The sequence below is a fragment of the Methylobacterium sp. Leaf91 genome (assembly GCF_001422815.1).
Taxonomy (GTDB): domain Bacteria; phylum Pseudomonadota; class Alphaproteobacteria; order Rhizobiales; family Beijerinckiaceae; genus Methylobacterium.
This window is the reverse complement of sequence record NZ_LMMP01000006.1, coordinates 20,747-44,422: the sequence shown is the minus strand read 5'-3', so window position 1 is coordinate 44,422 and position 23,676 is coordinate 20,747. Positions and strand designations below refer to the sequence as shown.

The 23,676-nt window shown below is 68.7% G+C and carries 25 protein-coding genes and 1 pseudogene; 14 read left to right on the top strand and 12 right to left on the bottom strand.

Translation table 11 applies throughout. From position 1 onward, the window contains the following. Positions 1-28: 28 nt before the first annotated feature. The 6 genes from ASF32_RS07295 to rutA form a co-directional block, all read right to left on the bottom strand. Positions 29-1,360 (bottom strand): solute carrier family 23 protein, encoded by a 1,332-nt coding sequence (locus tag ASF32_RS07295; RefSeq protein ID WP_056425664.1) that lies wholly within the window; start codon positions 1,358-1,360, stop codon positions 29-31. Between the two features lie 74 nt (positions 1,361-1,434). Then, complete coding sequence (locus tag ASF32_RS07290) at positions 1,435-1,965, bottom strand: flavin reductase (RefSeq protein WP_056425661.1); 531 nt, start codon at positions 1,963-1,965, stop codon at positions 1,435-1,437. Positions 1,966-2,112: 147 nt separating this feature from the next. Continuing rightward, positions 2,113-2,892, bottom strand: coding sequence for a pyrimidine utilization protein D (rutD, locus tag ASF32_RS07285; protein WP_056425658.1), 780 nt, complete (start codon positions 2,890-2,892; stop codon positions 2,113-2,115). Beyond that, positions 2,889-3,278, bottom strand: coding sequence for a pyrimidine utilization protein C (gene rutC / locus ASF32_RS07280; protein WP_056425656.1), 390 nt, complete (start codon positions 3,276-3,278; stop codon positions 2,889-2,891). Before rutC ends, rutD begins: the two co-directional genes overlap by 4 nt. A 206-nt stretch (positions 3,279-3,484) precedes the next feature. Next, the gene (gene rutB, locus ASF32_RS07275; protein WP_056425653.1) at positions 3,485-4,213 is read right to left on the bottom strand and encodes a pyrimidine utilization protein B; all 729 of its coding nucleotides are present in this window, start codon (positions 4,211-4,213) and stop codon (positions 3,485-3,487) included. Then, positions 4,213-5,313, bottom strand: a complete 1,101-nt coding sequence (gene rutA / locus ASF32_RS07270) for a pyrimidine utilization protein A (protein WP_056425650.1) — start codon at positions 5,311-5,313, stop codon at positions 4,213-4,215. Before rutA ends, rutB begins: the two co-directional genes overlap by 1 nt. A 343-nt stretch (positions 5,314-5,656) precedes the next feature. Between rutA and ASF32_RS07265 the strand changes: the two genes are divergently transcribed. Beyond that, the gene (locus ASF32_RS07265) at positions 5,657-6,016 is read left to right on the top strand and encodes a cytochrome c family protein (RefSeq protein WP_026175908.1); all 360 of its coding nucleotides are present in this window, start codon (positions 5,657-5,659) and stop codon (positions 6,014-6,016) included. 70 nt (positions 6,017-6,086) lie between these two features. Here ASF32_RS07265 and rutR read toward each other — a convergent pair whose 3' ends face one another. Both rutR and puuE read right to left on the bottom strand, forming a co-directional pair. Then, entirely contained in the window at positions 6,087-6,728 is a 642-nt protein-coding gene (rutR, locus tag ASF32_RS07260; RefSeq protein WP_056425648.1) for an HTH-type transcriptional regulator RutR, read from the bottom strand. 152 nt (positions 6,729-6,880) lie between these two features. Beyond that, positions 6,881-7,759: pseudogene (gene puuE / locus ASF32_RS07255) on the bottom strand (allantoinase PuuE); the annotation flags it as partial. A gap of 351 nt (positions 7,760-8,110) precedes the next feature. Between puuE and ASF32_RS07250 the strand changes: the two are divergent. The 7 genes from ASF32_RS07250 (at position 8,111) to chrA (ending at position 14,350) form a co-directional block, all read left to right on the top strand. Beyond that, positions 8,111-8,731, top strand: a complete 621-nt coding sequence (locus tag ASF32_RS07250) for an urease subunit gamma (RefSeq protein WP_056425642.1) — start codon at positions 8,111-8,113, stop codon at positions 8,729-8,731. After that, the gene (locus ASF32_RS07245; RefSeq protein WP_056425637.1) at positions 8,728-9,288 is read left to right on the top strand and encodes an HD domain-containing protein; all 561 of its coding nucleotides are present in this window, start codon (positions 8,728-8,730) and stop codon (positions 9,286-9,288) included. Before ASF32_RS07250 ends, ASF32_RS07245 begins: the two co-directional genes overlap by 4 nt. Beyond that, positions 9,288-11,015: an urease subunit alpha gene (gene ureC, locus ASF32_RS07240; protein WP_056425635.1), complete on the top strand. Its 1,728-nt coding sequence runs from the start codon at positions 9,288-9,290 to the stop codon at positions 11,013-11,015. Before ASF32_RS07245 ends, ureC begins: the two co-directional genes overlap by 1 nt. Positions 11,016-11,023: 8 nt before the next feature. Then, a complete protein-coding gene (locus tag ASF32_RS07235) occupies positions 11,024-11,533 on the top strand; it encodes an urease accessory protein UreE (RefSeq protein ID WP_056425915.1) in 510 nt (169 codons plus the stop codon). Positions 11,534-11,627: 94 nt separating this feature from the next. Beyond that, on the top strand, positions 11,628-12,302 hold the full coding sequence (locus ASF32_RS07230) for an urease accessory protein UreF (RefSeq protein WP_056425626.1): 675 nt from the start codon (positions 11,628-11,630) through the stop codon (positions 12,300-12,302). Positions 12,303-12,313: 11 nt separating this feature from the next. Further along, the gene (gene ureG / locus ASF32_RS07225; RefSeq protein WP_056256188.1) at positions 12,314-12,943 is read left to right on the top strand and encodes an urease accessory protein UreG; all 630 of its coding nucleotides are present in this window, start codon (positions 12,314-12,316) and stop codon (positions 12,941-12,943) included. 171 nt (positions 12,944-13,114) lie between these two features. Next, the gene (gene chrA, locus ASF32_RS07220) at positions 13,115-14,350 is read left to right on the top strand and encodes a chromate efflux transporter (RefSeq protein ID WP_056425623.1); all 1,236 of its coding nucleotides are present in this window, start codon (positions 13,115-13,117) and stop codon (positions 14,348-14,350) included. A 61-nt stretch (positions 14,351-14,411) separates the two neighbouring features. Here chrA and ASF32_RS07215 read toward each other — a convergent pair whose 3' ends face one another. Both ASF32_RS07215 and ASF32_RS07210 read right to left on the bottom strand, forming a co-directional pair. Further along, positions 14,412-14,795 carry a hypothetical protein gene (locus tag ASF32_RS07215; RefSeq protein ID WP_056425620.1) on the bottom strand — a complete coding sequence of 128 codons (384 nt, stop codon included), beginning with the start codon at positions 14,793-14,795 and terminating at the stop codon, positions 14,412-14,414. Continuing rightward, positions 14,792-15,670: a hypothetical protein gene (locus tag ASF32_RS07210; RefSeq protein ID WP_244483605.1), complete on the bottom strand. Its 879-nt coding sequence runs from the start codon at positions 15,668-15,670 to the stop codon at positions 14,792-14,794. The genes ASF32_RS07215 and ASF32_RS07210 overlap by 4 nt, the downstream gene beginning before the upstream one ends. Positions 15,671-15,953: 283 nt before the next feature. On the opposite strand from ASF32_RS07210, the gene ASF32_RS07205 reads away from it, so the two are divergent. The 3 genes from ASF32_RS07205 (at position 15,954) to ASF32_RS07195 (ending at position 17,800) form a co-directional block, all read left to right on the top strand. Continuing rightward, positions 15,954-16,541 carry a nitroreductase gene (locus ASF32_RS07205; protein ID WP_056425610.1) on the top strand — a complete coding sequence of 196 codons (588 nt, stop codon included), beginning with the start codon at positions 15,954-15,956 and terminating at the stop codon, positions 16,539-16,541. 8 nt (positions 16,542-16,549) lie between these two features. Then, on the top strand, positions 16,550-17,161 hold the full coding sequence (locus ASF32_RS07200) for a flavin reductase family protein (RefSeq protein WP_056425609.1): 612 nt from the start codon (positions 16,550-16,552) through the stop codon (positions 17,159-17,161). A gap of 180 nt (positions 17,162-17,341) precedes the next feature. Further along, positions 17,342-17,800, top strand: a complete 459-nt coding sequence (locus tag ASF32_RS07195; protein WP_056425606.1) for a hypothetical protein — start codon at positions 17,342-17,344, stop codon at positions 17,798-17,800. A 48-nt stretch (positions 17,801-17,848) separates the two neighbouring features. Here ASF32_RS07195 and ASF32_RS07190 read toward each other — a convergent pair whose 3' ends face one another. Then, positions 17,849-18,529, bottom strand: coding sequence for an aldolase/citrate lyase family protein (locus ASF32_RS07190; protein WP_056425603.1), 681 nt, complete (start codon positions 18,527-18,529; stop codon positions 17,849-17,851). Positions 18,530-18,581: 52 nt separating this feature from the next. Beyond that, positions 18,582-19,499, bottom strand: coding sequence for a LysR family transcriptional regulator (locus tag ASF32_RS07185; RefSeq protein WP_056425599.1), 918 nt, complete (start codon positions 19,497-19,499; stop codon positions 18,582-18,584). 99 nt (positions 19,500-19,598) lie between these two features. Here ASF32_RS07185 and ASF32_RS07180 point away from each other — a divergent pair, with 99 nt between their 5' ends. The 3 genes from ASF32_RS07180 (at position 19,599) to ASF32_RS07170 (ending at position 23,631) form a co-directional block, all read left to right on the top strand. After that, positions 19,599-20,768, top strand: a complete 1,170-nt coding sequence (locus ASF32_RS07180; protein WP_056425596.1) for an MFS transporter — start codon at positions 19,599-19,601, stop codon at positions 20,766-20,768. 116 nt (positions 20,769-20,884) lie between these two features. Beyond that, on the top strand, positions 20,885-22,024 hold the full coding sequence (locus ASF32_RS07175) for a lytic transglycosylase (protein WP_056425593.1): 1,140 nt from the start codon (positions 20,885-20,887) through the stop codon (positions 22,022-22,024). Continuing rightward, on the top strand, positions 22,021-23,631 hold the full coding sequence (locus ASF32_RS07170; protein ID WP_056425590.1) for a DUF2336 domain-containing protein: 1,611 nt from the start codon (positions 22,021-22,023) through the stop codon (positions 23,629-23,631). The genes ASF32_RS07175 and ASF32_RS07170 overlap by 4 nt, the downstream gene beginning before the upstream one ends. Positions 23,632-23,676 lie beyond the last annotated feature (45 nt).

Sequence of the window (23,676 nt, the reverse complement as noted above, 5' to 3'; positions counted from 1 at the left end):
TCCGCGGGCGTCCTGAGACGGGGTCCGTTCAGGCCCGCACGCTGGCCGGATCGGCCGGTGCGCGTCCGAGCCGCGTCAGCCCGAGCAGATGATAGATGAGGATCGCCCCGAACGTGGCGGTGCCGATGCCGCCGAAGGCGAAGGAGCCGAATTTCAGGGTCAGGTCGCCGGCGCCGAGGACCACCGCGATCCCGACGGTGAGGAGATTGCGGGCATTGGCGAAATCGACCCTGTTCTCCACCCAGATCCGCCCGGCGGTGGCCGCGATCAGCCCGAACACCACCACCGACAATCCGCCGATCACCGGCACCGGCAGGGTCAGGATCAGCGCTCCGAATTTCGGGCACAGGCCGAACAGGATCGCGGTGAAGCCGGCCACCACGAAGACCAGGGTCGAGTAGATTCGGGTCATGGCCATGACGCCCATATTCTCCGCATAGGTCGTCACCCCGGTGCCGCCGAGCCCGCCCGACAGCATGGTGGCGAGGCCGTCGCCGAGGAAGGCGCGGGCGATGTAGGGGTCGAGGTTGCGGCTCGTCATCGCGCCGATGGCTTTGATATGGCCGAGATTCTCGGCGATCAGCACCACGAAGACCGGGGCGATGAGGGCGATCGCCTTGGTGTCGAACACCGGCGCGACGAAGCCCGGCACGCCGATCCAGGGGGCGGCCATGACGGCCGAGAAATCGATGGGCTTGGCGAGATCGAACCCGTTGGCGAGGAGGAGATAGAGCAGGTAGGCGAGGGCCGCCCCGATCAGGATCGGCAGGCGCCGGGCGAGGCCGGGCGCGTAGATGGTGATGACGCTGACGATGACCACCGTCAGGAGGCCGAACCAGGTGTCGAAGGCGGAGGCCGAGATGATCCGCGTCGCGATCGGCGCGAGGTTGAGGCCGATGGCGGCCACCACCGCTCCGGTCACCACCGGTGGCATCACCCGCTCCACCCAGGCATAGCCGACGAGGCCGATGACGGCGCCGACGAGGCCGTAGAGCAGGCCCGCCGCGATGATGCCGCCGAGCGCCACGGCAATGTTGGGGTTCGGCCCCGCCCCGGCATAGCCCGTGGCTGCGATCACCACCCCGACGAAGGCCGCCGACGAGCCGAGATAGCTCGGCACCCGGCCGCCGGTGGCGAGAAAGAAGATGAGTGTGCCGATGCCGGAGAAGAAGATCGCCAGGTTGGGGTCGAACCCCATCAGGATCGGCATCAAGGCCGTGGCGCCGAACATCGCCACCACGTGTTGGAAGCCGAGGAGCACGGTCTGGCCCGCCGGCAGGCGCTCGTCGGGCATGACGTCCGCGGCCTCGGTCGTCGCATCTCTGGCGCGCCAGACGGGGAAATAGGGTTCGGCTGCCATGGTCTCGTGGTCTCCGGGCGGTGGATCGCGTGAGGCGAGGAGCGTGACGGGATGCTCGGGGCGAGGCCGGACGTTTAGACGGCGGCGGGGTGCGGCGGAGCGACCGCCACGGGCAGGGTGTGGTAGCGCCGGCCGGCATAGACGAGACCCTGTTGGCCGGCGGGCTCCGAGAGATCCACCACCTCGCAGAACAGCACGTCGTGGCTGCCGACGGCGTGGCGCGCCACGATGCGGCAATCGAAGGCGGTCAACGCCCCCTCCAGCACCGGTGCCCCGGTGGTGAGCACTCCCCAGGCCCCCGCCGCGAAGCGCTCGTCCATGGGGGTGCGGCCGCCGAAGGCGCCGGCGATGGCGGCCTGCTCGCCCGACAGCGTGTTCACGCACAGGGCCGCATTGGCGCTCACTGCGGCATAGGCGGAGGAGGTTCGGTTGATGCAGACGAGGAGCGTCGGCGGCGCGTCGCTGACGCTGCAGACGGAAGAGGCCGTGAAACCGGCCCGTCCGCCCGGCCCGTCGGTGGTGACGAGATGGACCGAACTGGCCAGATGGGCCATCGCCTCGCGAAAAGCTCCGGCCTCGACCGTGGGCAACGTCGTCTCGGTCATGGCGGAGCTTTCATCCTAAGCAGGTTCAGCAAAAGTGGTCACCGGTTTCGCGCCTGAACACCGGCAGCCCCTCGAGGATCCAAGCGAGATGGCGCGCTGGCTCGCCAAGACGAACCGGTCGAGCCGGATGAGCCATGACGAACTTCCTCAGGGCCGGTCGAGGAAGGTGACGAGGGTGCGGTTGAACGCCTCCGCCTGCGTCACGCTATGCGCGTGGCCGCCGCTCTTGGCCAGATCCAGCGTGGCGTTGGGCAACGCCGCCGCGAGTTCCTCCGAGCGCAGATAGGGCACGAGCACGTCGTCGGCCGCTGCCATCACGAGGGTTTCGTGCGGGATACCGGACAGATGCGCGGTGAGATCGAAGGCTTCCAGCGCCGCGATCCGCCGCAGCGTGTTCTCAGGTCCGGGAAAATGCGCCAGGGCATGGGCCTCGTCCGCCGCGACGCGCTCCGCGTTGAGCGAAAGCCAGGGCGCCGGATAGAGGAAGATCGCCTGCGCGGCCACGTAGGCTTCGGGGCCGGCATGGGCCAGCAGGGCCTTGCGGGCGGCAAAGCACCGCTTCGTCGCGGAATCGGCCCTGGCCCATCCGTTGATGACCACGAGCCGCCCCACCCGGGTGGGATGGGCACGCGCCAGTTCGAGGCCGATGAGCCCGCCGAGCGCATGCCCGACGATGTCGGCCGTGGCGATGCCGAGATCGTCCATCACCCGAAGGGCGTCGGCGGCCATGGCGGCGATGCTGTGGCCCTGTTCCAGCGTATCGGGCGAGCGCCCGGTGCCGCGATGATCGTAGCCGACTACCCGGAACCGCTCGGCCAGGGCTGGAATCTGCGGCGCGAAATAGCCGCACGATCCGCCGAGGCCCGGCGAGAGCAGGATGGTCCGTTCGCCGTCCCCGTGGATCTCGTGATGGATGGTCGCGCTCACGGTTTGCCCACATGCGCGACCGAGGCGATCTCCACCAGGGCGTCTGGTTTCACCAGGCCGCACTGGATGCAGTAGCGCGCCGGCTTCTCGCCGGGGAAGTAGCTGGCATAGACCGCGTTGATCGCGGCGTAATCGGCCCAGTCCTTCAGGAAGATGTGGTTGAAGGTGACGTCGTCCATGGTGCCGCCGGCGGCGGTCACGACGCCCTTGATCGTCTCCAGCACGTGTCTCGTCTGCGCGCCGGCATCGCCCACATGGACGACGTTGGCATCCGCATCCAGCGGCAGGGTGCCCGAGACGTAGAGCACGCCGTCGGCGAGGGTGCCCGGCACGTAGGGGGCCAACGGCTTGCCGGTGCCTGGGGGAATGATCACGGTCTTGGGCATGGTTCGCGGTGCTCCCGTTCCATCGTCGAAATGGCCGTCTTCGTCGTCTGTGTCGTCTTGCCCACCCGTGACCTCATCCTGAGGTGCCCGCGTCAGCGGGCCTCGAAGAAGGCCTCCAGGCCCCTGGGAGCGAACTGAAAGCCTCCTTCGAGGCCTCCGCTACGCTGCGGCACCTCAAGATGAGGTCGAGGGCGCGAGGGAGGATGTCACTCCGCCGCGGCGTCCCGCTCGCCCAGGGCCGCCTCGAAGCTCGCGACATCCGAGACCCAGCCGAAGAAGGTCTCGATATTGGTGAGCGCGCCGGCCTGCAGGCTGTCCGGCCCCGCCTGATGCGTCGCGTCGGCGAGGACGATGCCAAAGTATTCGAGAAAGAACCCGTCACGCAGGGTCGATTCCACGCAGACATTGGTGGCGATGCCGGTGAAGACCAGGGTGCGGATGCCGGCAGAGCGCAGCAGGCTGTCGAGTTGGGTATTGTAGAAGCCGCTGTAGCGCGGCTTGCCCAGCACGATGTCGCCGGGCTCGGGGCTCAGCGCATCCACCAGGGCGTAGTCCCAGGTGCCCTTGGCGAGCAGCCGCTCGTTCATGTCGGGGCGGCTGCGCATGGTCTTGAGGGCGTTCGACTTGTGCCAGTTCGGCGAGCCCGGCCCTCCGGCCTCGACATAGTCCGGGTCCCAGCCGTTCTGGAACCAGACGATCCTGATCCCGGCCTTGCGGGCGGCAGCGACGGCCGTCGCGATCCGTCCGATCACCGGCCCGGTCGCCGAGACGTCGAACCCGGCGAGATCGAGATAACCGCCCTTGGTGGCATAGGCGTTCTGCATGTCGATGACGATGAGGGCCGTGGCCTCGGCAGCGAAGGCGATGGGCTCCGGCCGCGCGGGGAGGGTGATGCCGCCATGGCGTCCGGCTGCGTCGTGATAGCCGGCGACCATCACGCCACCTTCGCCATCGGCACCGCATCGGCGGTGACATGCGCCCGCGAGCGCATCAGCGGCTGGATGCGGGTGCCGTAGGCATCGAGCCCTTCGAGGAAATCGTCGAAGACCAGGAGCACGCCTTCGGTGCCGGGCACGGTGGCGACCTCGTCGAGCATGCGCGCCACCTCCGCGTAGGAGCCCACGAGGGTGCCCATGTTGATGTTCACCGCCGAGGTCGGGTCGGCCATCTGGCGCACGTTGGTGTCGGCGCCGGATTTTGTATCGGCCGCGCCCTGGACCCCGAGCCAGGCGATGGCCTCCTGATCCGCTCCCGCCTTGTAATGCTCCCAGGTGGCGCGGGCCTCCTCGTCGGTCTCGGCGGCGATGATCATGAACAGCACGTAGGACGACACGTCCCGGCCCGTCTCGGCCTTGGCGAGTTCCAGTCGCTCCACCGTGGGGGCGAAGGCTTTGGGCGTGTTCACGCCCTTGCCGAAGCAGAAATTGTAGTCGGCATATTTCGCCGTGAACGCCATGCCGGCGGCCGATTGGCCGGCGCAGATGATCTTCATCTCCGCCTGCGGCCGGGGCGAGAGCCGGCAATCGTCCATCTGGAAGAACTCGCCCTTGAGGTCGCAGGACCCCGTCTCCCACAAATCGCGCAGCACCTGGGCGTATTCGGAGAGGTATTCGTAGCGCCGCGAAAAGTACTCGTCGCCGGGCCACAGACCCATCTGCGAGTATTCAGGCCGCTGCCATCCCGTCACGAGGTTGAGGCCGAAGCGGCCGCCGGAGATGGAATCGATAGTGGAGGCCATCCGGGCTGTGATGGCGGGGGGCATGCACAGGGTGGCGGCGGTGGCGAAGAGCTTGATCCGGCTCGTCACGGCGGCGAGGCCCGCCATCAGCGTGAAGGATTCGAGGTTGTGGTCCCAGAACTCGGTCTTGCCGCCGAAGCCCCGCAGCTTGATCATCGACAGGGCGAAATCGAGCCCGTAGCCTTCGGCCTTGAGGACGACCTGCTTGTTCAGTTCGAAGCTCGGCTTGTATTGCGGCGCATTCTCCGAGAGGAGCCAGCCGTTGTTGCCGATGGGAATAAAGACGCCGACATTCATGACAACCTCGCTGAGCTGGCAGAGATTGGACGATGGGATCCAATGCCGGTCAAGGTTGCGAACGGAGTGTACCGTGGTCGCCCCGTCCGATGGTGAACGGTAGCTGTTTGGACCATATGATCAAACTCTAAATCCAACAGATATAGGTGTTTGCCCAAACTCTCTCCGATTTGCCCGGTGGGGAGGCGGCGTCTGCTGAATTGCGGGGCGGATACGCGAATCTTCTCTGGCCATCCTCGCGACGTGACACGTTCTCGTGAGTCTTCCCTCTCGGACATTGCCTTCGGGAAGCATGCGGTCAGTAATCTGGAGGTATTCAAAACAACCACGGAGAGGAAACCCCATGCGGTACCCGATGCTCGGTGCTCTCGTCGCGATGCTGCTTCCGATGGCGGCCCACGCCGAGGGCGATGCCGCCGCCGGCGAGAAGGCGTTCGCGCCCTGCAAGGCCTGCCATGCCTTCGGCAAGAACGGCGTCGGCCCGGATCTGACGGGGGTTGTCGGACGCAAGGCGGCCTCCCTCGACGGGTATTCCTACTCGGCCCCGCTCAAGGCGTCCGGCCTCACCTGGGACGAGGCGAACCTGCACGAATGGCTGAAGAACCCGAAGGCCAAGGTGCCGGGGACGAAGATGGTGTTCGCCGGCTATCCCGACGACAAGAAGATCGATGACGTGATCGCGTATCTCGCCTCGAAGAAATAGGTTTTTCGGGGATCTCGCCGATGGGGCTCGCTTCCAGAGCGGGCTCCTGGACGCGAAATCCGCCGAGTGCCTATCGCAGGCCCAGCCCGGTGAGGATCAGGGCCTGCGTGCTTATCACGGTGCTCTCGAAGAAGTCGGATTCGTCGAGGCTCCGGCCGGTGACCGCATCCACCTGGACCGCGAAATCGGCGTAGTGCTGGGTGATCGCCCAGATCGAAAAGATGAGGTGGTGCGGGTCGTGGGCACCGATGCGGCCCTGGTCGATCCAGCCGCGCAGGATCGCCGCTTTGCTTTCCACCAGCCCGCGCAGGGGGCCTTCGAGCTCGGCCCGCAGGAGCGGTGCGCCCTGGACGATCTCCAGGCAGAAAAGCCGCGAGGCCTGCGGCGCATCCCGCGACAGGGTCAGCTTGGCGCGGATATAGGCCCGGATCGCGTCGGCGGGCTCGCTGTCCGCGTCGAAGGATTGCAGGGGATCGAGCCAGACGTCGAGGACGCGGCGCAGCACCGCCACGTAGAGCTCTTCCTTGGAGGGGAAGTAGTAGAGGAGGTTGGCCTTCGACAGGCCGGCCCGCTCGGCGAGCCGGTCGACGCTCGCCCCGTGCAGGCCGAGCCCTGAGAACACCTCTAGTCCGGCATCGAGGATCGCCTCGCGCCGCGCCGCGCCGTCCTTGCGGCGACGGCGTTCGGGGGGCTTCTCGACGGTCGTTGGCACGGAGATGCGGTCCTGTCGGGTTTCGGAGAAGCGGCCGGGAACTCCCTGGCCTCACGCGTTCCCCTCGTCCCGGCGGGGCCACCGCTTCGAGGATGGAGTAGGAACGCCCGTTCCGTCCAGCGGGCGGGGGATCAGCCCGGCGGATGAGTGTTCATCCAATGCTCGGCGATATCGATCCGCCGCGCGACCCAGACGTCCTCATGGGCGGCGATATGGTCGAGGAAGCGGGCCAGCGCCGCGATCCGTCCCGGCCGCCCGACGAGGCGGCAATGCAGGCCCACCGACATCATTTTCGGCGCGGTCTCGCCCTCCGCGTAGAGCGCGTCGAACGTGTCGCGCAGGTAGGTGAAGAAGTGGTCGCCGGTGTTGAACCCCTGGAGGGCGACGCATTTCATGTCGTTGGCGTCCAGCGTGTAGGGCACCACGAGGCCGCGTCCGCTCCGCCCCTCGATCCAGTAGGGCAGGTCGTCGGCGTAGGAATCGGCGAGCCAGGTGAAGCCGGCCTCGACCCCGAGATCGAGGGTGTGGACCGAGGAGCGGCCCGTGTACCAGCCCAGCGGCCGCTCGCCGGTGATCTCCGTGTGAATGCGGATCGCCTCGTCCATATGCGCCTTCTCCTCCTCGCGGGTGAAGTCGCGGTAGTCGATCCATTTCAGGCCGTGGCAGGCGATCTCCCAATCGGCCTCCTTCATGGCCGCGGCGATATCGGGATGGCGGGCGAGCGCCGTGGCGACGCTGAACACGGTGACGGGAACGTTCCGCGCCTGCAACAGCCGCCAGATCCGCCAGAAGCCGGCACGTGAGCCGTATTCGAACATCGATTCCATATTCATGTGCCGCTGGCCCGGCCAGGGTTGGGCGCCGACGATCTCCGACAGGAACGCCTCCGAAGCAGCATCGCCATGCAGGATGCAGTTCTCGCCACCCTCCTCGTAGTTGAGCACGATCTGCACCGCGATCCGCGCGCCGTTCGGCCAGCGCGGATGGGGCGGGTTGCGGCCGTAGCCGACGAGGTCGCGGGGATAGGTCACGGGGCCTGCCGATAAGGTTCGGGAATGATCTGGAGCGCGAAGAGCCGCCCGCCGCATTCGAACCCGGAGCCCACCCCTTGCGCAAGCCCCGGGCAATCCGGCCTGGAGACATGGGGGCAGCGGTGCTGAATCGGAGGACGGTGCAGCTTGGGTGATAGAGCTTTTCCAACAGGAGGTCGCTACGTCCGGCCATGGGGGAAGCGAGTCCACGCGTCTCATCGAGAGCGTCTTCCGGATATGACGGTGTCGCCGCTTGCACCTCGACACTCTCGATGTATCGATGCGCTCCGGCCTGCGCATGGTCCTTGCCTGCCGACCGTCGCACCCCGCGACCAACACCCGAGGTTTCCCGTGCTCCTGACCCCGCGCGAAAAGGACAAGCTCCTGGTCGCCATGGCCGCCCAGGTCGCCCGTAACCGGCTCGCCCGCGGCGTCAAGCTGAACTATCCCGAAGCGATCGCGCTCATCACCGATGCGGTGGTGGAGGGCGCGCGGGATGGCCGCTCGGTCTCCGAATTGATGCAGGCGGGCGCCCATGTCCTCACCGCCGACCAGGTGATGGAGGGCATCGCGGAGATGATCCACGACATCCAAGTGGAGGCGACCTTTCCCGACGGCACCAAGCTCGTCACCGTCCACCACCCGATCCGCGGCGCGCCCTCGTCGGACGTGCCGGGCATTGTGACGACGCTTCCGGGCGAGATCGTCTTCAACGACGGCGCCCCGCGCACCCTGCTCACCGTGGCCAATGTGGGGGACCGTCCGATCCAGGTGGGCTCGCATTACCATTTCTACGAGGTGAATCCGGGCCTGACCTTCGAGCGCGAGAAGGCGAGGGGCCAGCGCCTCGACATCGCGCCGGGCACGGCGGTGCGGTTCGAGCCAGGCGCCACCCGGGAGGTCTCCCTGGTGCCGCTGCTCGGCGCGCGGACGGTCTACGGGTTCCGCGGTGACGTGATGGGGTCCCTATGACCGACGAGACGTTCCGCCTGCGCGATGGCATCCTCCTCGTCACCCGTGCCGCCGAGTTCGCCGCGCGGCGTCACGTGGGGCAGACCCGGAAGGGCGCGGCGCGCGAGCCTTACGTGAACCACCTCGCCGAGGTGGCCTCGCTCCTGGCCGCGACGGCCGAAGCGCCCGATGCCGATCTGGTGGCGGCGGGCTGGCTCCACGACACGGTGGAGGATACCGGGACGAGCCGCGAGGAGATCGAGCAATTGTTCGGTCGGCGCGTCGCCGAACTCGTGGCCGAGGTCACGGACGACAAATCGCTGCCCAAGGCCGAGCGCAAGCGGCTCCAGGTCGAGCAGGCGCCGCACAAGTCGCCCGGCGCCCGCGCCCTCAAAATCGCGGACAAGATCAGCAACCTGCATTCGCTCGTGGCGAGCCCTCCGGACGATTGGAGCTCGGAGCGCGTGGCGAACTACATCGATTGGGCGAAAGAAGTCGTTGCCGGCTGTCGCGGCGTCAACGCGGCGCTGGACGCTCTGTTCGACCGCGCCGTCGCAGAGGCACGAGAGGCCGCCTGATGTCCAACACACCCCGCCCCGCCTCCCTCGCCCGCTCGGCCTATGCCGACATGTTCGGCCCCACCACGGGCGATCGCATCCGCCTCGCCGATACCTCCCTCGTCATCGAGGTGGAGCGCGACCACACCACCTATGGCGAGGAGGTGAAGTTCGGCGGCGGCAAGGTCATCCGCGACGGGATGGGGCAGTCGCAGGTGACGAATGCCGATGGCGCGGTGGACACCGTCATCACCAATGCCGTGGTCCTCGACCATTGGGGCGTGGTGAAATGCGATGTCGGCATCGTGAAGGGGCGGATCTTCAAGCTCGGCAAGGCCGGCAACCCGGACATCCAGCCCGGCGTCGACATCATCGTCGGCCCCGGCACCGAAGTGATCGCCGGCGAAGGCAAGATCCTCACGGCCGGCGGGTTCGACAGCCATATCCACTACATCTGCCCGCAGCAGATCGAGGAGGCCCTGTGCTCGGGCGTCACCACCATGCTCGGCGGCGGCACCGGCCCGGCGCACGGCACCTTCGCCACCACCTGCACCCCCGGCCCCTGGCATCTCGCCCGGATGATCGAGGCGGCGGACAGCTTCCCGATGAACCTCGCCTTCGCCGGCAAGGGCAACGCCTCGCGGCCCGAGAGCCTCGTCGAGATGGTCCGCGCCGGCGCCTGCGCCCTGAAACTCCACGAGGATTGGGGCACCACGCCCCAGGCCATCGACACCTGCCTCACGGTGGCCGACCTGCATGACGTGCAGGTGATGATCCATTCCGACACGCTCAACGAATCCGGCTTCGTCGAGGACACGATCCGCGCCTTCGCGGGGCGGACCATCCACGCCTTCCACACGGAAGGGGCGGGGGGCGGCCACGCGCCGGACATCATGAAGGTGGCGGGGCTGATGAACGTGCTCCCGTCCTCCACCAACCCGACGCGCCCGTATACGAAAAACACCATCGACGAGCATCTCGACATGCTCATGGTCTGCCACCACCTCGATCCGGCGATTCCCGAGGATCTCGCCTTCGCCGAGAGCCGCATCCGCAAGGAGACCATCGCGGCCGAGGACATCCTGCACGATATCGGTGCGCTCTCGATGATGTCGTCGGACAGCCAGGCCATGGGCCGGGTCGGCGAGGTCGTCATCCGGACCTGGCAGACGGCGGACAAGATGAAGCGCCAGCGCGGGAGCCTGCCGGGCGACGCTTCCGGCAACGACAACCTGCGTGCCCGCCGCTACATTGCGAAATACACGATCAATCCGGCCATCGCGCATGGCGTCTCGGCCCATGTCGGCTCGGTGGAGGCGGGCAAGCTCGCCGATCTCGTGCTGTGGACGCCGGCCTTCTTCGGGGTGAAGCCCGACCTCGTCATCAAGGGCGGCATGATCGCCACCGCGCCGATGGGCGACCCCAACGCCTCGATCCCCACGCCCCAGCCGGTGCATTACCGCCCGATGTTCGGAGCGATCGGCCGGTCGCCCTTCGCCACCGCGCTCACCTTCGTCTCGAAGGCCGCCATCGAGGACGGTCTTCGCGAACGGCTCGGCGCGCAGAAGCTCTTCGTCGCCGTGGAGAACGTGCGCGGCGGCATTTCGAAGAAGAGCATGATCCTCAACGACGCCACGCCGAACATCGAGATCGACGCGGAGACCTATGACGTGCGCGCCGATGGCGAGCTCCTGGTCTGCGAACCGGCCGAGGTGCTGCCGATGGCCCAGCGGTATTTCCTGTTTTGAGCTCTTCCCTGATCCGCGCCACGAAAGTGATCCGCCGAGACGCGCTCTCGGGCGAGATCGTCGACCGCATCGTCCTCGACCATGGCGACCGGCATCGCCGCCGCATGGCCATGCGCGGGGTCGGCGGACTGTCCTTCCTGCTCGACCTGCCCGAGCCGACGGTCCTCGACGACGGTGACGCCCTGGTGCTGCAGGATGGCCGCCTCGTCTGGGTCGAGGCCGCGCCCGAGCGCCTGCTCGAGATCCGGGCCGCCGACGACCTCGCCCTCAAGCGCCTGATCTGGCACATCGGCAACCGGCACATCCCGGCCGAGATCGGCGCGGACGCGGTCCATATCGCCTACGACCACGTGCTGGCCGAGATGGTGCGGGGTTTAGGGGGAACGGCCGAGCCGGTGGAGCGTCCGTTCCGGCCCGAGGGCGGGGCCTATGCCGGCGAGGCTGCCGGGCACCACCACGGGCATGGCCATGCGCACGATCATCCTCATCCGCACAGCCACGATGCGGTGCCCGGTTGAGCCTCGCCCTCTGCCCCCATCCTCTGCCCCATGGGCCGCTGGCGGTCCGGGCTTCCAGGGAAGGGCGCCCGGCGCGATGAGGGGCGACCCCTCGATGATCGACACCGTTCGGCTCATGGCCTGGCTCTCGCCGGGCTATCCGGTCGGGGCCTATGCGTATTCGCATGGGCTCGAATGGGCCGTGGAATGCGGCGATGTCGGCGGCGAGGCCTCGCTGCTGGCATGGCTCGGCGACGTGCTCGAACGGGGCGCTGTGCGAAACGACCTGATTCTTCTGGCCCATGCCCATGCCGCCGCCGAGGCGGGGGACGTCCCGGCGCTGATGGAGGTCAACGACCTCGCCGTCGCCCTGGCGCCCACGCGCGAGCTCCACCTCGAGACGACCCAGCAGGGGCGCAGCTTCCTCGACGCCACCCGCGCCGCCTGGGGGCTGCCGGAACTCGATCGGTTGAGCGAGGCGCTGCCCGGCGAGGTGGCATACCCGGTGGCGGTCGGGCTCTCGGCCGGCGCCCATCGCATGGCGCTCGCCCCGGTGCTCGCCGGGTTCGGCCTCGCCTTCCTGCAGAACCTCGTCTCGGCGGCGCTGCGCTGCGCGCCCATCGGCCAGAGCGCCGGCACGCGGGTGATCGCGTCCCTCACCCCTCGGGTGGCGGGTTTGGCCGCAACCATCCCGCCCCTGAGCCTGGACGACATTGGCACCGCGACCTTGCGCCTCGATCTCGGCTCGGCCCGGCACGAGACCCAGTATTCTCGGATCTTCCGCTCGTGAAAGACCCCGTCATGACCTCACTGAACGGCCACTCACCGAACGGCCCCTTGCGCGTCGGCATCGGCGGCCCTGTCGGCTCCGGCAAGACCGCCCTGATGGAACAGCTCTGCAAGCGCTTCCGCGATCGCTTCGAGATCTGCGCCATCACCAACGACATCTACACCAAGGAGGATGCCCGTATCCTCACCGTGGCTGGCGCCTTGCCCGAGGAGCGGATCATGGGCGTCGAGACCGGCGGCTGCCCGCATACGGCGATCCGCGAGGACGCCTCGATCAACCTCGCGGCCGTGGCCGAGATGCGCCGACGCTTCCCGAAGCTCGACCTGATCCTGATCGAATCCGGCGGCGACAACCTCGCGGCGACCTTCTCGCCGGAACTCGCCGACCTCACCCTCTACGTCATCGATGTCGCCGGCGGCGAGAAGATCCCACGCAAGGGCGGCCCCGGCATCACCCGGTCCGATCTCCTCATCGTCAACAAGACCGACCTCGCCCCCATGGTCGGTGCCGATCTCGGGGTGATGGAGGCCGATACCCGGCGCATGCGGGGCACACGGCCCTACGTGTTCTCCTCCCTGCGCGAGGGACACGGCGCCGACACGGTCGCCCGCTTCATCGTCGAGGCCGGCGGGCTGGGATAGGTTTCCGGGAGCCATCCCACCCACGACCTCATCCTGAGGCGGCGCAGCGCAGCGGAGCCCTCGAAGGAGGCGTCCAGGGATCGCCAGTCAGGCCGGAGCCCTCCTTCGAGGCCGCTTCGCGGCACCTCAGGATGAGGGGATTAGGGTAGGAGGGTGGTCAGGACCCGAGCCATGACGCCAAGGTCAACCACTGTGACGACACCACTGCCTTCCCGCGAGGGTTCCGTGCGGGAAGTCTTCCTCGCCTTCCTCAAGCTCGGGCTCACCGCCTTCGGCGGCCCGATCGCCCATCTCGGCTACTTTCGCGAGGAGTTCGTGCACCGCCGGCGCTGGCTCGACGAGGCGGCCTATGCGGATCTCGTGGCCCTGTGCCAGTTCCTGCCCGGCCCGGCATCGAGCCAGGTCGGGTTTTCCCTCGGCCTGATGCGGGGAGGGGGATTGGCCGGTGGGTTGGCGGCCTGGACCGCCTTCACCCTGCCCTCGGCGCTCCTTCTCGTGGCCTTCGCCTATGGCGCCGGTGCCCTCGGCGGCCCGGTCGGATCGGGCCTCGTCCATGGGCTGAAGCTCGTCGCCGTGGCGGTGGTGGCGCAGGCGGTCTGGGGCATGGGCCGCAGCCTCGCGCCCGATGTCACCCGCGCGTCCATCGCTTTCGCCGCCCTCTGCCTCGTCACGGCACTCGCTGGATCGGCGGGGCAGGTCGTTGCCATCGCGGCGGGAGCCATGGCCGGCCTCGTCCTGTGCCGGCAGGCGGCCGGAGTGCCGGGCCAGCCGCTCCGCTTCCCGGTCTCGCGCCGGGCCGGCGCGGTGGCCCTCCTTCTGTTCGGCCTGTTCCTCGTTCTACCTTCGCTCCTGGCCGAAGTTCTGGCCTCGCAGGGGCTCGCCCTGTTCGATGCGTTCTACCGCGCGGGCGCCCTCGTCTTCGGCGGAGGCCATGTGGTGCTGCCGCTCCTGCGCACGGCTCTGGTCGAGACCGGCTGGATCGGCCCGGACGCGTTCCTGGCCGGCTACGGCGCGGCCCAGGCCGTGCCGGGGCCGCTTTTCACCGTCGCGGCCTATCTCGGCGCTGTCCTCGGGCCTGAGCCGAACGGTCTGGCCGGGGCCGTCATCGCCCTGGTCGCGGTCTTCCTGCCGGGCCTGCTCCTGGTCTACGGCGCGCTGCCGTTCTGGGATGCGTTCCGCGCGAAGCCTTTGGCGCAGGCGGCCATGCGGGGCGCCAACGCGGCAGTGGTCGGGATCCTCGCCGCTGCCCTCTACGATCCGCTCTGGACAGGCGCCGTCCTCGGCCCGCGCGATTTCGCCCTCGCCGCCGGCGCGTTCCTGCTCCTGACGATCGGCGCGGCCCCGCCTTGGATCGTCGTCGTGCTGACAGCCGCCTCGGGGGCCGGCTTCGCGGTTCTCGGAGGCTGAGGCCCCCTCAGTCCCATCCGATCGATTCAGGATGAGGCCGCAGGAAGGATCCTAGAAAAAGTCATCCCTCGCAATTCGCGGCGAGCAGCGCCAGAATGCGCTGGAAACCCTGATACTGCGCCATGCTGGACGGGTGCCGGATTTCAGCCGCGTCCGGGAGAATGCCGGCAAATCCCGATCCGGTATCGGCGACGAAGGGGCGCGGGCCGACATGGACGCCCATCCGGTTGGTCACGTCGACCTCGCCGCAGACGGCGCCCGCCTTGCCCGGTCGCAGCCGGGAATAGCGTGCCTCGGCCGGGCTCTTGAGCCCCTTGCCCAGCAGCGCCGTCGTAGCGGCGGCGACCTCCGCTCCCACGGTCGCGTCGGATCCGTCGGTGATGGTCTGCGCCGTGGCGGGCACGGCGGCGAGAAGGACGACGGACACGCAGACGGTCCGGATCATGACGCCTTCGCCACCACTTCGATGTCACGGTCCATCCCGCTCTCGACCTTGAACTCGCGGGTGTAGACCTGCCCGTCATGGCGGGCGATGAGGACGTAGTCCCCCTCGGCCAGGGTCACCTGCGGGAAGGCGCCGATCGCTTCGCGGATCGTGTCGCCGCCCGGCGTCAGGACGCTGAAGGCGGTGCCGGCGAAGGCCTCTGCCCCGGGCGCGGCCACGAGCTTGAGGGTCACCGTGGCGGCCCGGTGGTTGAGGGTGGCGTCGGTGACCTTGCCGTTCTCCACCTTGAGGTCGGCGCGCTGGATCGCGTTCGATTCCCCATAGTTCGAGACCACGTGGTAGGTCCCCTCCGGCAGGCGGATCAACTCGCCCGCCTTGACGCCGCTGCGCACGAGGCGCCCTTCCGAATTGGTGCCGATGGGCACGAAGACCGAAAAGGCGAGTTCGGCGGGGGCGATCTTCATGTCACCGATGGCACCAGAGAGCTTGAGCGCCCCCGCGGTGATCGTCAGGCGGTCGCTGAGTGCCGCGCCCGCCATGGTGATGCGCTTCGAGGCGCTGGCGAAGCCGTAGGTGACGGTGGCGACGTAGGTGCCGGGTGCCAGGGTGAAGCTCGGATCCGCCGCCTCGGACCGCGCGACGATGTTCGGCCGCACCCCATCGGACCGGTCCTCGTAGATGCGCCAGGCGAGGCCGGACCGTACAGGCTGGTTGCTGCCCGCGAACAGGGCGGTGAGGGCGAGCGGTGCCTCGCCCTCGACAGTTGGGCTCGGCAATTGCGGTCCCGTGATCGAGGGGGAGGGCAGGGCTGGACCGTTGCGACCGCCGAACGGGTCGCGCTCCTGCGCCTGCGTCGGAAACGCCGCCATCGCCATGGCTCCCGTCACCGCGAGCGCGCGCATTACCGGTCCCATCCGCTATCTCCTTCACGGCGCCACCATGCACGGGGCCGCCATGCATGTCGGCGATTGCCAAGCTGCGGACCGCACGGCATGTTTTCGCTTGTCGACCGTCACCGTGCCGAATGCGACATCCCGCTTTGTATCCGGACCGTGGCGGCTCCAAGGCCGAAGCTTCCTATCGATCGCCGAAGCGGCTCGCCTCAGACCAGCCGCCCGGCGGTGCCCCCACGTCCCTCATTCGCGCCGAACAGGTTCCATGGACACCATATCCGACATTCCGCGGAACGACACGATCGACCTCCTTCGCGTCCGCCGTTCGGTTCCGCCGGTCAATCTCGAGGGCCCGGGTCCGAACACCGAGGAGCTCGATGCGATTCTCACCATCGCGTCCCGCGTACCGGACCACGGCAAGCTCAGCCCCTGGCGCTTCCTGGTGATCGAGGGCGATGCCCGCCTGCGCGTGGGTGAGACCATCGCGGACGCCTATGCGGCGGACCACCCGGAGGCCGATCCGAAGCGCCTCGATCTGGAGCGCCACCGCCTCGCCCACGCCCCCCTCGTGGTCGCGGTCGTCTCCAGCGCCGCCCCCCATGTGAAGATCCCGGAATGGGAGCAGGTGCTGTCGGCCGGTGCCGTGTGCATGAACCTCGTCGTCGCGGCCAATGCCGCGGGCTTCGCCACTGCCTGGCTGACCGAGTGGTTCGCCTATGACCGCCGCATTCTCGACGTCCTCGGCCTCGATCCGCGCGAGAAACTCGCGGGCTTCATCCATCTCGGCCGTGCCCGCGAGGTTCCGGGCGATCGCCCGAGACCGGCCCTGGCCGACATCGTCACCCGGATCTGAGCCGCGCCATGCATTACGATTCCGAGAACCGCACCCTGCCGCACAACCCGCTGAAGGCCCTGGTCGCCCCCCGCCCCATCGGCTGGATCAGCGCGATGAACAAGCAGGGCCACGTCAATCTCTCCCCCTATTCCTACTTCAACGCCGTCGCCACCGGCCCCGATATGGTGATGTTCTCGTCCTCAGGCCGAAAGGATGCGATGACCTTCGCGGAGGAGGGCGGGGAGTTCGTCTGCAACTTCGCCACCTACGATCTGCGCGACGCCATGAATGCCACCTCGGCCCCCCTCGCCCGGGGCGACAGCGAGTTCGTGGCGGCCGGGCTGACTCCGGTGCCATCGCGCAAGGTGCGTCCGCCACGGGTCGCCGAGTCCCCCGCCGCCTTGGAATGCCGGTGGCTCCAGACCGTGCCCCTGACACCTCTCGACGGCAGCGAAGCCAACCACTTCCTGGTGATCGGGCAGGTTGTGTCGATCTATGTCGACGATGCCTTCATCAAGGACGGCCGGGTCGATACCGGCGCCATGCATCCTCTCATGCGGGGAGGATATTTCGATTATTTCAGTGTTACCGACGACGCGCGTTTCGAGTTGAAGCGTCCGCCCGGAGCAGGTCAGTAGCCTCGGTTCGGCCAGTCTCTCACCAACGGCGCAAGCTGAGCCATGACGAGAGTGGCCGGGGTCTGCTTCGTGTCAAAGTGGGAACCAAGATGAGGGGCAAAGCCTTAATGGGCCGAGCCGTCGTTCGGCGACTCCTTTCCGCGAAACGCCTGAGGGGGCGCTCGCACAGGTAGTCATATCATGTTCCTCAAGTTCACCGCACCGCTTCTGCTGGCCGCTACTCTCGCGACGCCGGCTCTGGCGCAAACGACGACCCGGCCGCCGACCATGCTGATCCATGGCAATTACTGCGGGCCCGGCAACAATGCCCCCCTCCCGCCCATCGACGCCCTCGATGCGGCCTGTGCCCGGCACGACGCCTGCACGCCGGATGGCGGGCTGCCCAGCAAGGCCTGCAACCTGCGCCTTCAGCGCGAGGCCGAAGTCATCTCCCGAAGCCCGCGCCAGCCGGACGACATCCGCTCCCTCGCCGGTCTGATCTCGGTGGGCGCTTCGATGATGCTGGCGGATACGGGCTCACGCTCCACCCCCGACGTAACGGCCGTCCCCGTCAGCCACAACATCGTCTCGCCCGAAGCGCAGCGTGATCCGACCGCTCGGACCCTGCCGGCGGATGAGGACGGCGAAGCCGCCGAATAGGCTGGCCCCGACGCTCTCGAACAATGAAGCGCCTCCTTCCCGGCACCGTCAGCCATCCGTGGACGGTGCCGGGAAGCGACCGTCGAAAGTCGTGACGAATCCAGCCTGATCCGGTTCGAGAACGAGTTTCGCTTCGAATCCATCGCTCCACGCAGCATCGACCTCGTCTGCGAAGTCGCCCCCTGGCGGGCATGCCGCGTCGATCGCGGCAACCCTCGCTGCGGTGGCGGCGAGACGAATGAGGGAGCGGACCTGAGCGAGGGGGTGTCTCAGCGCGCCGCCGCGATCACGGGTGGTGAGCGCCCCGATCTCGGCCCTGATGGCGTCGGCGTCCCAGGCGATGCCGGCGAGACGCCCACTCGAATCCGCGAGGGTATGCGAGGCCAGGGCGCCTCGCGCCGTCTCGATGAGAGGCAGGATCTGCGTCGACCCGTCGGCCAACCCATGTATCGCTTCCTCGACGGCGAGCTGCGCACCGAGGCGCATGACGTCGCGGACGCCTTCGCAGCGGGACAGCACGATGCCGTCCGGTGCCACGGCCATCATCGCCGAGAGATCGCGTTCCAGTTCGCCCGAGCGTAGGTAGATCAGCGGTCCGCTCTGCTTGCGATCGAGGAAGTAATCCGGCGATGAGAGACCGGTGACATCCACGATCAGCGCATGCGCGCCGCTCGCTATCGCCGTCGCGATGGCCCCTGAATCCCCAGGAACGATCAGGAATGCGCGCATGACGGCCTCTCCCGTATTCCGGCGCGGGACGTCCGATCGCTGCCGATCACCTTCATGAAACCGGTCCCTGGCTGCGGCCCATGCGCTCGGCGAGGAAATCCACCAGGACCCGGATGCGGGCGGGCATGGCCGGGCCGCCAACGAACACCGCATGGATCGCCTCGCGATCCTGAGGATTGTATGCCTCCAGAAGCGGCACGAGGCGGCCCACCGCAAGATCCTCCGAAATATGGAAGGTGCCGACACGGGTGATGCCGATGCCCTGCAGGGCGAGCTGCACCAGGGTCTCGCCGTTATTCGCCGCGATGTTGCCGCGCACCGCCAGGAGGTGGTCGCGCCCGTCTTCGCGGAACGGCCAGCCCGGCTCGATCCGGCGAAAGTTGAAGTCGAGGCAATTATGGCCGGCTAGATCCCCCGGAACCCGTGGCGTGCCGGCCCGGGCGAGATAGGCGGGTGAGGCCACGACCATTCGCCCGGTCTCGCCGAGGCGCCGGGCGGTAAGGGGGCTGTCGGCCAGCGGCCCGAACCGGATCGCGAGATCGGTCCGCCCGCCGCTCACATCGGCGATCTCGTCGCTGAGGTCGATCTCCACCACGATCCCCGGATGGCGGGCGACGAAATCGCCGATGAGGGGAACCACCACACGCCTGCCATGGGCCATCGAAGCGCTGACGCGGACCCGGCCGCGCGGGCAGCCCTGGTCGGCGATCTGTGCTTCGGTCTCGTCGAGATCGGCGAGGATCCGCCGCGCCGCCCGGGCATAGGTCTCGCCCTCGGCGGTGAGGTGCAGGGAGCGCGTGGTACGCACGAGGAGCCGGACGCCGAGCCGGGATTCGATGCGTGCCACCACCCGGCTCACGGCCGAGGGGGTGAGGCCGAACCGGCGCGCGGCCGCCGACAGGCTACCCTCCTGAGCTACGGCGAGGAAGACCGCCATGTCTCCGGCCCGGTCGACCTTGTCGCGCAGCATTGATGCCTCCGGCGCACGGATGTTGGTCCCAGCACGATACTACCAGGGAGAGGTGGTATCCGCCATGTGCTGTTCCGGAACAGACGGAAAGTACGAATCATGAGACTCAACCTTCCCCTGCTGGCGCTGTCGGCCGGTGCCTTCGGCATCGGCGTCACCGAATTCACGCCGATGGGCATGCTGCCGCTGATAGCGAACGACCTGCAGGTCTCGATCCCGGCGGCGGGTCTCGTCGTCAGCGCTTATGCGATGGGCGTGCTCATCGGCGCACCGTTGATGACGTTGGCCTTCGCCCGAATGCAGCGCCGCCGCCTGCTCGTCGGATTGATGGGCATCTTCACCCTCGGCAACCTCCTCTCGGCGGTGGCCGACAGCTATACGATGTTGATCGTCGCCCGCCTCGTCACGTCCCTGAACCATGGCGCGTTCTTCGGGGTCGGGGCGGTGGTGGCGGCGGGCATCGTGCCGCCCGAGCGCCGCGCCGCTGCCGTCGCCGCGATGTTCTCGGGGCTCACCATCGCCACCATCGGCGGCGTGCCGCTGGCGGCCTGGGTCGGGGAGATGCTGGGCTGGCGCGCGGCTTTCTGGGGTATCGCCGCGGTGGGGGCCGTGGCCATGCTGTCGCTGCGCCTGGCTCTGCCGCCTCTCGAGGCCGAGGCCGGTGGCGACATGCGGGCCGAACTCCGCGTCCTGATGCGGGGGCCGGTGCTCGCTGCCCTCGCCCTCACCGTGCTCGGTGCGAGCGCGATGTTCACGGTGTTCACCTACATCGTGCCGATCCTGCGGATCGAGACGGGAGCCGCGACGCCGTTCGTGACGGCGATGCTGGTGCTCTACGGAATCGGCCTCACCGTGGGCAACTGGGCCGGCGGGCGCTTCGCCGACCGCTCGGTGGACGGCACACTCGTGGCCTCCCTGGCCGGCTTGGTGGCAGTGTTGGTCCTTTTCGCCTGGGGCATGCGCTGGGAGATCCCGGCCGCCATCCTGATCTTCCTCTGGGGCGTCGCCAGCTTCGCCCTGGTGCCGCCGCTGCAGATGCGGGTGATGGAGAGGGCACAGGACGCGCCCAACCTCGCCTCGGCCATGAATGTCGGCGCATTCAACCTCGGCAACGCCATCGGTGCCGCCCTCGGCGGAGGCGTGATCGATGCGGGCCTCGGCTATCCGGCCGTCCCCCTCGCCGGGGCTGCCATGGCCGCTGCCGGCCTCGCGATGCTGGTGGCCCTGCGCCGGGGGCGGCGCGGGTTGGCGGAACCCGTATCGTCCTGAAACTTATACAGGTTCGGGACGGCGCGAGTGGCGGTTCCTTTAACCTTTATTTACCATAACCGGAACAGATTAAGGCTTAGGCCGACATCGTCAGGTCCGCCTGCAGCCGGACGGTCATGTTCCTCTTCACGACGCCCCCCGCCAGCACTCGCGAGACCGGCCTCGGCCGGGACGCGGGCACACGGAACGGGGCGACCACGGGAACGGCCGCCGGATCGGCTTCGGCGGGCGTGGTCGATGCGATCCGCAGCGGCGCGCGCAGCACCGGCACCGAATTCGACTACCTTCTCGCCACGGCCAAGCGCGAATCCTCCCTCGACCCGTCGGCCAAGGCCGCCACGTCCTCGGCCACCGGGCTGTTCCAATTCATCGAACAGACCTGGCTCGGGACGATGAAGAATGCGGGGCCAAAGCTCGGCCTCTCGGCCTATGCCGACGCCATCACCGCCCGGCCCAACGGCACCTATGCGGTCGAGGACGCCACCACTCGCCAGACCATCCTGGATCTGCGCCGTGACCCTGCGGTGGCCGCCACCATGGCGGGCGCCCTGACCCAGCGCAACGGCGAGGCGCTCACCGCCGCCCTCGGGCGCGAGCCGACCGGCGGCGATCTCTACGCCGCCCATGTTCTCGGCGCACGGGGGGCGGCGACGCTGATCGGCACCGCCCAGGCGAGTCCGGCGCGCGCCGCCGCCCTCGACATGCCGGAGGCGGCCGCCGCCAACCGGAGCCTGTTCTACGACAAGACCGGCCGGCCCCGCGGCGCCGCCGAACTCTACGCGCTCCTGTCCGCCAGCCAATCCGCGTCGCGGCCCGCCCCCACGGCCCTGACGGGTGCAGCTGTCGAGCCGGCCTCCACCACCGATCCCGTCTCCGCCTATGCGGCCATCGATGGCGGCGGATTGCGGGCCCTGTTCCAGACCGACAAGCGCCAGGGGGCGATGTCCGAGGGGGTCGCCCGCCTCTGGCAGGGCAGGGCCACGTCACCATCGCCGGAGCCGGTGCGCAGCGCGCCGACCTATTTCCCGCGCTCGGACGGGACGGGAGAGACGGCCTCCGTGACGGCCGCAATCCCCGCGGAGCCGGCGAAGGTCGTGGCGACGGCCTCGCCCACCGCCGCCACGGCCACCGCCCTCGTCGGCGCACCGCTGCCCCCGCGCCGACCCGCCGAGTTCACGGCCGCCGCCCGGTCGGCCGGACACTTCGCCTCCAAACCTCTCGATCTCTCACTCTTCGCGACCCGGAGCGGTCAATGATCATCCGCCAATTCCTGTCCTGGACCCGTGACGCTTCCATCGACCGTCGCGCGGAGGCCGCGGCGGCGCTGACCCGGGCCTATCTCTATGGCGGGCTCGATGCCGGGGCGGCGCGCGACGCGCAATCGGCGATCCTGGCGCTTCTCGACGACCCGGCCCTCGCCGTGCGTCGGGCCCTGGCGCAAGCCTGCGCCGGTTGCGCGACTGCACCCCGCTCGCTGGTCGTGGCTTTGGCGGGCGACCATCCCGACATCGCCGCCCTTGTGCTGCGGCGCTCGTCCGTCCTGACCGATGCGGATCTCGTCGACGGCATCGCCGTCGGCTGCGAGACCACCCGCACCGCCATCGCCGGCCGGCTCGGCCTCTCCCACGCGGTGGCCGGCGCCATGGCCGAGATCGGCGGCGTCCCTTCGCTCACCACCCTGGTGCGCAACCGCAGCGCCCGCATCACCACCGGCAGTCTGCTGCGCATGGTGGAGCGGCACGGCGACGATGCCGGCCTCAGGAACGCCCTGACGCTACGGGCCGACCTGCCCCTCGAAGTGCGGCAGGCCGTCACCGCCCGTGTGGCGGCATCGCTCTCGGCCTTCGCCATCGCCTCGGGCTGGCTCACCCCTGCTCGTGGGGAGCGGGCGAGCCGCGAGGCCCTGGAGCGCAGCACCCTGGAGGTGAGCGCCGGTGCCGACGGGGCGGATCTCGCGCGCCTCGTGAGCCATCTCCGCATCCGGGGACAGCTCAATGCCGGCCTGATCCTGCGGGCGATCCTGTCGGGCCGCATGGCCTTCGCGGAGGCGGCGCTGTCCGACCTCACCGGCCTGAAGGCCGACCGCGTGGCTGGGCTGATGCACGACCCTTCCGCCTCGGGTTTCGCCGCCCTCCACCGCCGCGCCGGATTGCCGCCCGTCCTGCTGCCCGCCTTCGCCGCCGCGCTCTCGGCCTGGCGCGAGGCCGGTTTCCAGGCCGAGCCGGGCCAAGCCAAAACCAGCCAAGCCAAGCCCGGCAATGCCACCCTGTCGCGCCGGATGATCGAGCGCGCGCTCACCGCCTGCGAGACCATGCCGCTTGCGGAGACGCAGAGCGTCATGGCTCTTCTCGCCCGCTACGAAGCCGAGGCCGCCCGCGAGGAGGTTCGCGTCACTGCCAAGGCCATGGAAGAGAAGGAGAGCCGGGAGACCCGGACACGGATGCAGATCCTCGACGCCGAATGGCGCCTGGCGCAGCAGCTCGTCTCTCCCCGGCCGGCCCAACCCGTGCCGCTGGTTCTCCAGCCCGTCCGCATCGACGCCGTCACCATCGAGCAGGGGCAGGCGATGGAATCCGTGCTCGATGCCCTGTCCGACGGGCTCAGGGCGAGTGTGCGCGAGGCGAGGGCGCAGGTCCGCCCGCTCGCCGCCGCGCCGATCGATCTGACTGGCCACGACCTCGTGACGATCGACGTGCCTTCCATCGTCGTGTCCCAGCCGGAATTCGACATCGTACCCGACGCCGTGCGGATCGAAATCGGCGTATCGCCGACCCACGAGGCCGATGCGATCCTGGATGCGATTCCCGGCGCCCTGATCGCCAGCTACCGCGCCGACCGCGACCGAATGCGTCTGGCAGCCTGACCTGACGGGGTGCGACCGGCCTTCACCGGCCGTCGCTCCTTCGCC